A 13,234-nucleotide genomic window follows, 5' to 3' on the forward strand; every position below is an offset into this window, starting at 1 on the left:
CAGATATTTGTTATTCATCCTCTTCCATAATTACTGTTTCACTATCAAAGCTAATATTATGAGAAGATTTTTGACGAATTAGCTGTTCTATTTCACAGCAGATAGCAGGGTGTTCTTTCAGGTAATGTTTAACATTTTCTCTACCTTGTCCTATACGAATGTCTTTATAGGAAAACCAAGAACCAGACTTTTCTATTATTTCCAATTTAACGCCAAGGTCTATTATCTCGCTTTCTTTAGAAATACCACTACCATACATTATATCAAATTCTGCAGTTTTGAATGGTGGTGAGACTTTATTCTTAACAACCTTGACCTTAGTTTGACTACCTACTACTTCATCTTTATCCTTGATTGATGAAATTCTTCTGATATCTAGCCTTACTGAGGCATAAAATTTTAAAGCATTGCCACCTGTGGTAGTTTCTGGACTGCCAAACATGACGCCTATTTTCATTCTAATTTGATTAATGAAAATAATTACACAATTAGTTCTGGAAATTGATGCGGTGAGTTTCCTAAGTGCTTGGCTCATTAATCTAGCTTGTAACCCCATATGGGAGTCACCCATTTCTCCTTCAATTTCTGCTTTAGGCACAAGGGCAGCAACACTATCAACAACGACCATATCAATAGCTCCAGAGCGTACTAGAGTATCAGTTATTTCAAGAGCCTGTTCACCAGTATCTGGTTGAGAAATAATAAGCTCGTCAATATTTACTCCTAATTTTTTGGCATATGCTGGGTCTAAAGCATGTTCTGCGTCAATAAAAGCACAAGTGCCACCTTTCTTCTGTGCTTCAGCAATTACATGTAAAGTTAAGGTAGTTTTTCCCGAACTCTCTGGTCCAAAAATTTCAATAATCCTTCCCTTAGGGAGACCGCCTATACCAAGTGCTAGGTCAAGTCCTAGCGATCCTGTTGGTATTGCCTCAACATCTACAGCTCGACGTTGCCCAAGTTTCATAACCGAACCTTTGCCATAACTTTTTTCAATTTGGCTAAGTGCAGCAAGTAGTGCTTTTTCTTTGTCTATAACATTCATTTTTAGAATCTGCTAAATAAAATCAAGTTAAATTTATAAAGTAACATACGAGAGAAATCCAGTAAAATATAGTCAATTGATGAAAAATTGGGGATGTTGTTACTCGTCGCTCCTAGCCCTAAATTCTCCTAAATTAACTATAGTATCACGACGATTTATAAATCGCAACTGAAAATAGAAATATAAGTTAAGTTGCCATTTCCACCCACTATTGTCATTCCGCGTAGGCGGGAATCTCTAGATGCCTGCCTTATATGGAATTAGCTGATGAAATAGTAGAAATATTGCACATAGTTAGCCCGCAGGCTCAATCCTCAAGAACGAGCAAGAAGTACTACAAATAAGGCAACAACGTAAGATGATGCAAATGCAACAGTTACAACAGCAACAGATACAAGGGCAATGATCAAATGAAACTATCAATTAACTCCTCATCCCCATCACCTTTATTAAAAAAAGAGCAATTAAAATCAATTTATTGCAAGCTTTTTAGTGGAGAAGATGGTAAAATAATATTAGAGGATTTAGCTCAAATGAGCGGCATACATCGTAGCAATTTCGTTCGGCAGGAAAGTGAGTACACTGCCTTTCTTGAAGGGCATCGAGCATTGTTCCTATATATATGCTCACAGGCTTCAGAAGATGATGGAGTTAATAACATAGAAGGGAGTAGTTGATATGCAAAAATATTTAGACCCAACAAATGATAGTCTATTTAAGAAAATCTTTAGTGATCTAGAGAGGCTAAAAGAATTTCTTAACAGTGTTCTTGATTTACATGGAAAATACTTAATTAAGAAAATCAAATTTATTCCATCAGAGCAATTACCTAAAATTAATAAAGGTAAGAGGAGTGCATTTGATTTGAAAGTTGAAGATGAATCAGGCAACCAGTACATTATTGAGATGCAGAAAAAAAATGAAACTGATTATTTAAAAAGAGTACAATATTATTCTGCTCATTCATATGTACAACAACTTAAACAAGGAATGACCCATAATAATTTGTTACCAATATTAGTGGTTTCATTAATAAAAAACAAAATATTTGGTAAAGCTGGTGAAGACATACCTTATATAAGTTCTCATAAAATTATTGAGACAACTACCAATACACAACATTTTTTTGATATATCGTATGTTTTTATAGAGCTTGGAAAATTTAATAAGACCGAATTATTGACTGTAGCCGATGAGTGGTTACACCTATTCAAACACGCGACAGAAGAGGATAGTCCACCTAAGGGAATTAAGAGTAGTAAGGTATTAGAGGCTTACCAAGTTATCGATATGTATGGACTAACGCCAGAAGAATATGACTTATATATAAGGTGTAAATTGCAGGAAGATGCAGAAGACATTGCTTTAGCAGAAAGTTTCCAGGAAGGCGAAGCTAGAGGGGAAGCTAGAGGCGAAGAAAGAAAAGCTATAATTGTAGCAAAAGAAATGTTAATTGATAATGAACCAATAGAAAAAATAGTTAAATATACAAAACTAACCCTTGAAGAAATAGAGAAGTTAAAAGAAGAATAACCTATGAGTAAAGAAGTAATTGCTAATAACTATGAAGCTAACAATACTTCCTCTGGTAATGACTGGCTAGTTAACATGCCTGAGGAAATACGTAAATCTGAGTCACTGGGTAAATTCAAAGATGTATCAAGTGATGCAGGCAGCCTTGTCTAAGTTTGGTAGTAAAGAATTGGCTGAATTAATTGAAGGTTCCAATTACTCACCAGCTTTAATTGATTTATGGAGACCGTAAGGTCAACGAAGCAATCCATTTCTAATCACTTTCCTGGATTGCTTCGTCGGTCTGGCAACCTCCTCGCAATGACATCTTATACTTTAACCTTTTTTCCGTGAACACTCACATTCAATCTACAACTGTAGTACTAGTAAGTACCACAAAACTTTCAGCATGTCTAACAGCCAATATATACTTTGACTATCATAGCTTGAATTGGGAAGAAAATCATGAGTAAGGTGAGTTACTAATGGAGTACTAAAGTTTTAAGAACACAACCCAATAACTGGGATAGTAGCATTGCAAAAATGCAATTTTCACCCTATGTTCCTCGCTAATAGACGTTGATCCTATACGATTTTTATTAGTCCTTATATTTTAACTCTACAGAATAAGGAGCAACCTTTGAAAATACTTTACCAATTATTGGTATTTTAGTGATAATGGTACTAGCAAAAAAGAAAGAAGGTATTACATTACCTTTAAGCTTTATTTGGTGTTTATTAGTATCAATTGTACCTTTCATGGTAAAATCAAAAAATGGTCCAGTAGCTGATGTCTTAGCAATACTTACGGTATTACCTATATAACTAAAGCTACCTGTCATATTATTAAACAAGATATCCTTATTATTTAATATAAAACTCATAAAACCTGGAAACGAAACAAATGATACTATTCTAGTTAGAAAAGACATATCAGTAACAACAAAACGTTTTATGTCAAATGTCCCATCTAAGATTGGTATTATTTCGCCCTTCTTAACCTCATGTCTTTTTGTATCAAGTGTTAGATTTATAATACCAGACTTCATGTTATTATACATGCCAATACCTCTAAATAGAGCTCCAGCATTATCACAGGTAACTATCCATTGTTCCATATCTTTTTTTTCTGTAAGTAGCATTTTAAAAGATCTAGTGCCAATTTTTGAATTTAAAGAACCAGAAAAGCATTTTATTTTATCACAATCAATTTGTAAATTAAGCTTATCAAGCATTATATTATTTTTTAACCTTACCCTATCTATATCAACTCTTAGATGAATATTTTGTGGTTCCCCTTCTTTTTCTAAAAATTGCATCATATTAGACCCAGACAGATCTAGTCGTTTCCCCTGAATTTCAGCATTTAAGCTATCTTTACCTACAAGTAATTTTCCTACTAGATCAGTTGTACCATAAGCAATAATCGGTAAAGTAACATCATACTTAATATCTTGCACTTTAGCCTTGCCAACTATTTTTAAGTTATTTGCTCCTGAAAGGTCAAAATTAATATCACCTTTTAGACCATCATATAACTTACCAGTTAACACAAGTTTAGCTTCATCAGAAAGCTTTTTATGTATAGATATTTTATCAATATAAAATTCCAAATTTTTGAGATTAGCATTAGCTTTAATGAAGCCGGTATTAGATTGACCTCTGTTATTTCGTTGCTCTTTATATTCAAAATCTAGGATACTACTACCTGAAATTAACTTGAATATACCAAATTTCTGGTTATTACCGACAATAGTAGTTTTTACTTTTAATAGATGCTGGTAATCATCATGGTTATTATTATCGATATTATATTGATAGGTAAAATTACTGTCATAGTCATTAATTTTACCTGTACCTATTAAGTTTAGCTTATCACCATTAAATGTTCCGGTTATTTTTGCATTCTTTAGTATGATATTGTCACTAAATGCTTTAGCATTTACTCCAGTTATTATCGTAGAGATGTCATAGGTATTTTTTATAACTGGACTAATCGGTATTATTATGCCAATTTTTGAATTAGCGGTGCCAGTAATTTTTCTAAGGTCAATTCCTTGTTTTTTTACTTGGTTATAATCCTCATTTGACATAAAATCAATTAGGTCGATACCCGGTCCCTTAGCTATGGCACTGATAACAAAATTAGATTTATCCATCCCTTGCCAATCAAAGGTTATTACTCCATTGGAAATAAGGCTGTTACCGCTATATGCACGATTCAGTATAAACTTAACCGAGGTTCCAGATATAGTAATATCTGTATCAACTTTTCTTAAAGATGGAAAATCTGCATCGTATTTATATTCAAGATCTACGACATGCAGCTTGGCTTTTACTAGAGCAATATTAGACCTCTTGCCTAACTCTACTTCTGCTGGTAATTTGGACGTCGATGCGGTACTCGAATCCTCACGTACACTAGAGTACGCTGCGGTTCTGCGTTCCGCGTCTCCTTCAAATTCCTCAGCATAAGCGAGTTTTGCAAGAGGTCTATTGTTTTCTAAAGAATTTTTATCAAAATTAATATCAAATTCTCCATTTCTAATATAACCATCTTTAATATATTCCTGTAAAAATAAAATTACTTGATTATCAGGGATAATTTTCTCAGCAATTTGATAAATCATTATAGGAATATTTTCAACATTACCATTAGCTTGAATTATGCTACCATCCAAGATACTATTGAATGATAGATATGCTTGTTCACCAAATGTTAATTTGCAATTGATTAACTTCTTCGAAGCTGTAGAAATTTTACTTTCATAAGAACAAAGCCCTTCCCCCTTCGGTAATTTCTTACCATAACTATCGAGCAAAGTAATATTTTTTATAGGACTTAGGTTTAACTGTGTTTCAATCTTATTTTCAAAAAAATCTACAATATACTTAGCAGATATTTTAGTATCTATTATAGGTTGATTATCTTTAGAAATTAAGGAAAAACTATCTATATCAACAATACTAACAAGCAATGGTTTGCTTCTTATATCATCAATAAAAAAACTGATTTTGAAATCGTTAATCTCACTTTTGGTGTTATGTGCTAAATCCATAAAGATTTTATCGATTGACAAAATGTTATTTCTTATCTGTAAATTACCAATTCGTATTTTGGTATTTTTTTTATCGAGGTAAAATTCTATTGCCCTCTTAATAGGCTTATCTAAATACCCTTTACTCCCGCTTAATATTAATAAACTTAAAGTTACTACAACTATACAAACTATTACGCTTAGGCTGATGAAAAATCTTTTAATGAGCATCATTTTATTATTTAGTATTTGGTCAATTAATGTATACTTTTAGCCAAACGTCATTGCGAAGAGCTACTTTAGTAGTGATAAAACAACCCAAAAAAGTGATCAGAAATGGATTGCTTCGGAGGCTTATGCCCTCTCGCAATGACGTATACTAATTACCCAAACGTCATTGCGAGGAGCCGCCTTGCGGCAACGAAGCAATCCATATGACAAACTTCATGGATTGCCACGCTCACATACGTTCGCTCGCAATGACATCGGGTTAGGAGGCAACCTCCTAAATATAGCATTATAGCATAACAAAGTTGTTGCACTAAGTATATAAGGATAATTAATGAATATTAAACTTCATGTTATAGGTACTGGTTACGTTGGGCTAGTATCTGGCGTAATGATGAGTTACCTAGGACACGACGTTACTTGTTTAGATAGTGATATTTCTAAGATCGACCAATTAAAAAAAAATATTTTACCAATTTATGAACCAAAACTAGCTGAATATTTACCGCCATTAGTAAAATCTGGTAAGTTACGATTTACAGCTAGCTATTCGGCTGAATTACAAAATTCACAAGCGGTATTTATTACGGTAGGAACACCGTCTCTACCTTCAGGAAAAGCTGATTTACAATATATATTTACTGCTATCGATAATTTATGCCCATGGATTAAAGATGATTGTTTGATTATTATAAAATCGACTGTACCTCCAACAACATGTAACCAAATTATTGATTATTTAAATAACAAGAATTTTAAATTTTCCGTTGCTTCAAATCCTGAATTTCTTAGAGAAGGTACTGCTATAGAGGATTTTTTAAACCCTGATAGAATATTAATTGGCACCAATAATAAACAGGCAGAAGATTTACTAAAAGAGATATATCGACCTTTGATTACCAAGAATATACCTATGGTAAGTACTGATTTGGTTACTGCAGAACTTACTAAATATGTCTCAAACGCTTTCTTAGCGACCAAAATTGCTTTTATTAATGAGATGGCAAATTTATGCGAGAAAATGGGGGCAAATACTAAGGATCTGTCTTGTGGGGTTGGACTAGATAAGAGAATAGGTAAAGAATTTTTAAATGTTGGACCCGGATTTGGTGGCTCATGTTTTCCTAAGGATATGTTAGCACTTGGACAAATAGCTAAACATTATCAATGTAATTTTCAAATAGTTAATTCTGTTATAAATAGTAATTATCAGAGACCATATGATATGGTAGATAAAATTCATGATATCATAGGCAACGATTTACATAATAGAGTTATTAGTGTATTGGGCCTGACTTTTAAAGCTGGTACGGATGATGTTAGAGAGAGTCCAGCTATTAAGATCGTCAAAATCTTAGTTGATAAAGGAGCAAATATTAGAGTCTTCGATCCGGTAGGTATGAATAATGCTAAAAAAGAAGTAAAAAATGTATTTTTTGCTGATTCAGCACTTAGTGCATGCAAAAATAGTGATATAATTATAGTGGCTACCGAATGGTCGGAGTTTAAAGATTTAGATTGGTCGCTTATTCGCCATCAAGTTAAATCTCCTATAATTCTTGATCTCAGGCATATTCTTGATGGAGATATGCTAAAGGCTCTTGGATTTAAATATTATCTTATTGGTATAAAAGATGCAGTTTGATTTCATTCACTTAAGAGTACAAAGTTCATATTCATTTCTTGAGAGTGCTTTAACAATTGATCGTATAGTGGAATTAGCTAAATTGCATAAAATACCAGCAATTTGTTTAGCCGATAGGGGGAATTTATTTGGCTCGTTAGAATTTGCTCTAGCTAGCTGTAAAGCAGGAATACAACCTATAAATGCGGCAATTGTAAATATTGCTTTTACCGAGAATAGTTTTTGTGAAATTATGCTTATTGCCAAGGATGAAATTGGTTACAAGAATCTGCTAAAGGCGGTTAGTGATAGTTTTACTAAAAATGATCGTAAAATTTGCAATCATATTACTTTTGATGATTTAGTTAAGTACCAGGAAGGGCTGATTATTTTATCCGGTTATACTGATGGTATAATTGGTAAAAGTCTTATTGCCAAGGATGAGGAATTAGCCATTTTTTGGGCAACTAAGCTACAAAGCATTTTTGCTGATCGTTTCTATTTTGAGATTATGCGACATAATCTAGCAGTAGAACAATCTATAGAAGAAAGTTATATAAAAATAGCCAGTAATCTTGGTATTCCACTAGTTGCTACCAATAAAGTATTGTTTAGTGATGTTAATATGCATGATGCCCATGACGTATTATTATGTATATCTACTGGGGTTAGCAAAGAAGTGGAGGATCGTAAAAAGGTAAGTAACGAATGTTATTTTAAATCACCAAAAGAAATGCTAGAACTTTTTAGTGATTTACCTAATGCTGTACAGAATACGGTACATTTAGCCCAAAGATGCTATTTTATGGCACATGCTAATCCACCAATGTTACCAAATTTCTCTAGTCTAAATATTAATGAAGTAGACATAATTAAAAAAGAATCGACAGCCGGATTACTATTAAGACTTGCTACAAAATTTAAACGAGAAAATATTGCCATAGATGAGCAGGAAGATGTTAAACAGCAATATTTAACTCGTCTTAATTATGAACTAGATATTATTTGTCGAATGGATTTTTCTGGCTATTTCCTGATAGTTTCTGATTTTATAAAATGGAGCAAGCAACAAGGTATTATGGTAGGTTCTGGTAGAGGTTCTGGGGTAGGATCAGTAGTTGCGTGGAGTCTTTTAATCACTGATCTTGATCCTCTTAAGTTCGGTCTATTATTTGAGCGTTTTCTTAACCCAGAACGTATATCAATGCCAGATTTTGATATTGACTTTTGTCAAGAGCGACGAGGGGAAGTTATAAATTACGTATGTTCTAAATATGGGGATAACAAAGTTGGACAAATCATCACTTTTGGTAAGATGCAAGCAAAAGCTGTGATCAAAGATGTCTCACGAGTTCTTGGTTTACCTTATAAATATGCTGAATATTTAACTGATCTTGTACCATTTAATGCTGTTTCTCCTGTTACACTAAATCAGGCTATTAAGGAAATAAAGGAGTTAAGCATAGCAGCACGTGGTGAAGGTTTGTATAATTTAGATGGGCAAGAGGAGCTGATCAAACAAGTTCTGGACACATCTTTAGTACTTGAGGGGCTTAATAGACATGCTTCTACTCATGCAGCAGGAATTGTGATAGCTGGCAAAGATTTAGTAGAAATATTACCGGTTTATAAAGACCTAAACTCGGAAATGTTGGTAGTACAATATTCGATGAAATATGCTGAGATTGCTGGTTTAATTAAATTTGATTTTTTAGGACTGCAAACTCTAACTGTCATTACTAAATGTTTAGAACTGCTAAAAGAGCAGAACATAAATATTGATTTTACTAATATGCTATTTGATGATCAAAAAACTTATGAAATGCTATGTAGTGGTCGAACTATTGGGGTATTCCAATTTGAAAGCAACGGAATGCAGGATAGTTTAAGGCGTCTTAAACCTGACTCCATTCAAGATATAATAGCGTTAGGAGCGTTATACCGTCCTGGTCCGATGGAGAACATCCCAACTTATATTGCTTGTAAACATGGTTTGCAACAACCGGATTACCTGCATGAGATGCTTAAACCAATTCTAGAAGAAACTTATGGAGTTATTATCTATCAAGAACAGGTCTTAGAAATTGCCAAAGAAATGGCAGGCTATAGTTTAGGTGGAGCAGATATACTTCGTAAAGCTATGGGAAAAAAAATAAAATCCGAAATGGCAGAACAAGAAGAAAGTTTTGTGAAAGGGGCAATAGCCAAAGGTATCTCACGTCAGCAAGCCCAATCCATTTTTGCAACGGTCGCTAAATTTGCTAGCTATGGTTTTAATAAAGCCCACGCATCAGCTTATGGAGTAATATCTTATCAAACAGCCTATCTGAAAGCTAATTTCCCAGCTGAATTCTTGGTAGTGTGCTTAAATCTTGAACTAAATAACCATGATAAAATCAATCTATTCATTCAAGAAGCCAAAAATAATAACATTGCTATTATCCCTCCTAATATCAATCTTTCCTCTGGTTATTTTAGTACTATAGCTACATCACAAGAAGCTGAAGAGTATGACAAAAAACCTAAATCGATAATTTATGCCCTAGCTGCTATTAAAAGCGTTACGGTTGATTTTGGTAGAATATTAGTAGAAGAACGAGTTAAAAATGGTAAATTTAAAAATATTATAGATGTTATTGAAAGGCTACCGCTTAAATCAATTAATCGAAAATTATTAGAAAATCTTATTAAAGCTGGATGTTTTGATACACTACATTCTAATCGTAATCAGTTATTATTAAGTATCTCTAAACTTCTAGCTTATGCTTCTTCCTATCATGCCGAAAAAATTTCTGATCAATTTAGTCTGATTAAGGTAAGTTCCATAAATCAGCAAATTTTAATTGACGCAGAACCACTGGATAATAATACTGCATCTTGCTATGAATTTGAGGTATTAGGGCTGTTTATTACATTACATCCATTATCAAAACATCAAGATTTGCTATCCCGGCTTAATATTTCGACTTCAATTAATCTACAAAATGACTTTCTAGATGGTTCAAGTCAGATAAAGATAGCTGGTGTAATACAAAAAAAGGATTCACGTATGTCATCTCGCGGCAGGTTTGTCATTTTACAACTATCTGATCAATTTGGCATTTTTGAACTAACTATTTATAGTGAAGAAATATTAAAGAATTTCGTTCATTTACTCGATGTTCAAAGTTTAGTAGTAGTGAGTTGTGATTTGTTTAAAGACGCTGGAGGAATAAGACTAATTGCTAAAAGTTTCGCAACTATTGATGATATAATAAATGAAGAACGATTAGAGATAAAACTGTACCCACAAAATCATTCTGAATTATGTCAAATAGTCGATTTGCTGAAAAAGCGTATTAACCCTGAACGTAATAATATCAGAATAATTTTATTGCTTAAGGTTAGTATAGATAATAACTTTACAGCTAAAATATGTTTACCAGAGATTTTGTCTCTAGAAACTGAAGATTTTGAATTTCTCAATCAATTTACGTCATGTTCTGCAAATTAATTTAAGGAGATCTTTGCCAAACAGTATGATTCCATTGCCAAAACTCTACCGCCCCTTATCTTTATTAGAGTGTTTTGTGTTATAAGGGGTAGTATCGGGTTTAATAGTGTTGCATACAGATATATCATCTTTCTTTAGAACTTTTATTAGACGGTGATATAGTTTAGAACCCACTGTTTCTGTGCTATGAAATTTGCTTAATATTTTCTCTAATGCAGTCTTACTATTTTGCAATCCATCAGTTTTATTAGCTTTATCAATAGCTTGAATCGTCTCAACCCCATTTTGCATAAAAGCTTCTTTTTGTTCTTCAGGCGATTTAACAAATGATTCAATATATTTCCTAAGTCCTGCCCCTAACTTATTGATAGTTACAATATGTTCTGGATGGATAGTATGCTTTAGATCATTTGGAGAAGATTGTAATTTCGAATATATTTTGTTTGTACCAGCCTCAATAGTGGCAATGGTTTCAATTTGTTCAGTTGCTTCCTGCAAAGAATTATGTGGTAATTCATCTATTAACACATTCATTTTTTTAGCTTGCTGACCGAATTTATCTAAGTGAGGTTGTCCTTGATCATATTCAGCAGCATATCCTTTAGCAAGTTCTCCATGAGAATTGAGAGTGGTACCAATATTGCCTTTAAACTCACCAAAATTTTGTCCAATATCTTTTTCAGTTGGTGACAGTACATTTGTGGTATCATCATCCAAAGATACCTGTATTACTGTTTCTTGTTCTATGCCCATCTTTTTTACAGCTTTGGCAAGTTCAGAACCATATCGCGAATCAAAGCTAAAATTGAGCAGACTTTTTAAGCGATTTACTTCCTCTACAAATCCTTCCTTTGATTCACCAACAATATCAGCTATATCTGATTTAAATTTTTCTAATGGCATAAAAATATCTTTAATTAATGTTATTTATAGTCAATTCAGGAGAATTTGGGGCTAGGAGCGATGGAGCGACGCCTATAAGTAATAGGCAAGCGACGAGTGACAACGCCCCCAACTTCTCATCAATTGACTACAGCTTGAGTAATTGATTGCTTCGACCATTACATGGTCTCGCAATGACGCCTGAGGTTTGTGTAATCCTCGCAATGACAGGAATGCAATTCAAGCGTCATTGCGAGAAGGCGTAAGCCTCCTAAGCAATCCAAAAACAATAGATTGCACGACCTACTTACATGATACCGCAATGACTCTTATGTAGGGTACTATATATTTTTACCTAAAACTAAATCTTTTGTTACTATTGGTTTTAATGGTACATTGATGCTGATTACAAAATATCATTATTACTTCAAATTCTTTTAAAAATTCTCTACTAACAGTAATCTTATTGCCTTTACATTGGTTGTTACCTAGCAGATTAATATATATATCGACATTTTTACATATTTCATTCGGAGTAACTTGTTTCAAATCTATCAAACTAGAATCTATCAAAATTGTGTACCCATGGGAAGTAAAAATATTTTTTTCTAAGGGAAATTTTAAGGGAAATATTTTAGCATCCTTTTGACCAAACCAGTTAGCCCAATATATACGTTTAAATTCTGGCATTTCATTATAGTCAATTGATGAGAAATTGGGGACGGTGTCACTCGTCGCTCGCCTATTACTTATAGGCGTCGCTCCATCGCTCCTAGCCCCAAATTCTCCTGAATTGACTATAGCATAAATGTCAAGTTCACCATTGCTATTTTTTATACCAATAGCGTTTAAATTTATATCAAATATGACATTAGGTTTAGGAGAGTTCAGCATTAAAATTACTGATATAATAATTATAATTAGCCCAAGAAAATGCCATTTAGTTCTCCACAAACAAAGCCATAAAAAGCCAAATAAGAAAGTAATTAAGCTAACTTGGCTTATATAGCCAAAATACCATACTGATAATGGTAACGTGTTAGTAAATTTCACCGCTTCAATAATTATATTAATGAAAAAACCTATTAATTTTAGACAGTACTGGTCTATACCGAAGATCATTAAAAATACCGAGATAATAGATAATGGCATCAAAAAGAAAGACATTATTGGTATAGCAATAAGGTTCATCGGAATAGAATAAGTAGGAAATGTATAAAATTGGTTTATTACAACGGGAGCAGTAACTATACCGGCAAGGAAGCTTGAATAAATATTAGAGGCAATATAAAATTTGATTGAAGAAAATATGCCCTTGCTTTCACCTAATATCCATTGATTCCTTATGTAAAATTCATAACCAGCAGTTAGTGATAATAGGGTTAAATTACAGAAACGGGGCAAAAGCGAAC

Annotated in this window: 10 protein-coding genes; 6 read left to right on the plus strand and 4 right to left on the minus strand. The window is 33.1% G+C overall.

The genetic code is table 11. The features are described from left to right. Positions 1-10 precede the first annotated feature (10 nt). Positions 11-1,045, minus strand: a complete 1,035-nt coding sequence (recA, locus tag AAGD20_RS00465) for a recombinase RecA (RefSeq protein ID WP_341748995.1) — start codon at positions 1,043-1,045, stop codon at positions 11-13. A gap of 410 nt (positions 1,046-1,455) precedes the next feature. On the opposite strand from recA, the gene AAGD20_RS00470 reads away from it, so the two are divergent. The 3 genes from AAGD20_RS00470 to AAGD20_RS00480 are packed head-to-tail and all read left to right on the plus strand — an operon-like array spanning position 1,456 to position 2,731. Further along, on the plus strand, positions 1,456-1,722 hold the full coding sequence (locus AAGD20_RS00470) for a hypothetical protein (RefSeq protein WP_094648952.1): 267 nt from the start codon (positions 1,456-1,458) through the stop codon (positions 1,720-1,722). 1 nt (position 1,723) lies between these two features. Next, positions 1,724-2,578 carry an Rpn family recombination-promoting nuclease/putative transposase gene (locus AAGD20_RS00475; protein WP_341748996.1) on the plus strand — a complete coding sequence of 285 codons (855 nt, stop codon included), beginning with the start codon at positions 1,724-1,726 and terminating at the stop codon, positions 2,576-2,578. A gap of 3 nt (positions 2,579-2,581) precedes the next feature. Next, positions 2,582-2,731: a hypothetical protein gene (locus AAGD20_RS00480; RefSeq protein ID WP_157905647.1), complete on the plus strand. Its 150-nt coding sequence runs from the start codon at positions 2,582-2,584 to the stop codon at positions 2,729-2,731. A gap of 425 nt (positions 2,732-3,156) precedes the next feature. On the opposite strand, the gene AAGD20_RS00485 is transcribed toward AAGD20_RS00480, so the two are convergent. Next, on the minus strand, positions 3,157-5,826 hold the full coding sequence (locus AAGD20_RS00485; RefSeq protein WP_341748997.1) for a palindromic element RPE1 domain-containing protein: 2,670 nt from the start codon (positions 5,824-5,826) through the stop codon (positions 3,157-3,159). Positions 5,827-6,163: 337 nt separating this feature from the next. Here AAGD20_RS00485 and AAGD20_RS00490 point away from each other — a divergent pair, with 337 nt between their 5' ends. Both AAGD20_RS00490 and dnaE read left to right on the plus strand, forming a co-directional pair. Then, positions 6,164-7,468, plus strand: coding sequence for a UDP-glucose dehydrogenase family protein (locus AAGD20_RS00490; RefSeq protein WP_410520909.1), 1,305 nt, complete (start codon positions 6,164-6,166; stop codon positions 7,466-7,468). Further along, positions 7,458-10,940 (plus strand): DNA polymerase III subunit alpha, encoded by a 3,483-nt coding sequence (gene dnaE / locus AAGD20_RS00495; protein WP_341748999.1) that lies wholly within the window; start codon positions 7,458-7,460, stop codon positions 10,938-10,940. The genes AAGD20_RS00490 and dnaE overlap by 11 nt, the downstream gene beginning before the upstream one ends. A gap of 45 nt (positions 10,941-10,985) precedes the next feature. Here the strand turns inward: dnaE and AAGD20_RS00500 are convergent, their stop codons facing one another. Next, on the minus strand, positions 10,986-11,843 hold the full coding sequence (locus AAGD20_RS00500) for a hypothetical protein (protein WP_341749000.1): 858 nt from the start codon (positions 11,841-11,843) through the stop codon (positions 10,986-10,988). 17 nt (positions 11,844-11,860) lie between these two features. Between AAGD20_RS00500 and AAGD20_RS00505 the strand changes: the two genes are divergently transcribed. After that, positions 11,861-11,989 (plus strand): palindromic element RPE2 domain-containing protein, encoded by a 129-nt coding sequence (locus AAGD20_RS00505; RefSeq protein ID WP_341749001.1) that lies wholly within the window; start codon positions 11,861-11,863, stop codon positions 11,987-11,989. A gap of 184 nt (positions 11,990-12,173) precedes the next feature. Here the strand turns inward: AAGD20_RS00505 and AAGD20_RS00510 are convergent, their stop codons facing one another. Beyond that, a complete protein-coding gene (locus AAGD20_RS00510) occupies positions 12,174-13,226 on the minus strand; it encodes a ComEC/Rec2 family competence protein (RefSeq protein WP_341749002.1) in 1,053 nt (350 codons plus the stop codon). Positions 13,227-13,234 lie beyond the last annotated feature (8 nt).

The sequence above is a fragment of the Candidatus Tisiphia endosymbiont of Sialis lutaria genome (assembly GCF_964026535.1).
Classification (GTDB): Bacteria; Pseudomonadota; Alphaproteobacteria; order Rickettsiales; family Rickettsiaceae; genus Tisiphia.

Bases quoted from the DNA above. Each gene is read 5' to 3' on its own strand.
- recA (WP_341748995.1), bottom strand. From the start codon at position 1,045: ATGAATGTTATAGACAAAGAAAAAGCACTACTTGCTGCACTTAGCCAA.
- AAGD20_RS00470 (WP_094648952.1), top strand. From the start codon at position 1,456: ATGAAACTATCAATTAACTCCTCATCCCCATCACCTTTATTAAAAAAA.
- dnaE (WP_341748999.1), top strand. From the start codon at position 7,458: ATGCAGTTTGATTTCATTCACTTAAGAGTACAAAGTTCATATTCATTT.
- AAGD20_RS00485 (WP_341748997.1), bottom strand. From the start codon at position 5,826: ATGCTCATTAAAAGATTTTTCATCAGCCTAAGCGTAATAGTTTGTATA.
- AAGD20_RS00475 (WP_341748996.1), top strand. From the start codon at position 1,724: ATGCAAAAATATTTAGACCCAACAAATGATAGTCTATTTAAGAAAATC.
- AAGD20_RS00505 (WP_341749001.1), top strand. From the start codon at position 11,861: ATGTTATTTATAGTCAATTCAGGAGAATTTGGGGCTAGGAGCGATGGA.
- AAGD20_RS00480 (WP_157905647.1), top strand. From the start codon at position 2,582: ATGAGTAAAGAAGTAATTGCTAATAACTATGAAGCTAACAATACTTCC.
- AAGD20_RS00500 (WP_341749000.1), bottom strand. From the start codon at position 11,843: ATGCCATTAGAAAAATTTAAATCAGATATAGCTGATATTGTTGGTGAA.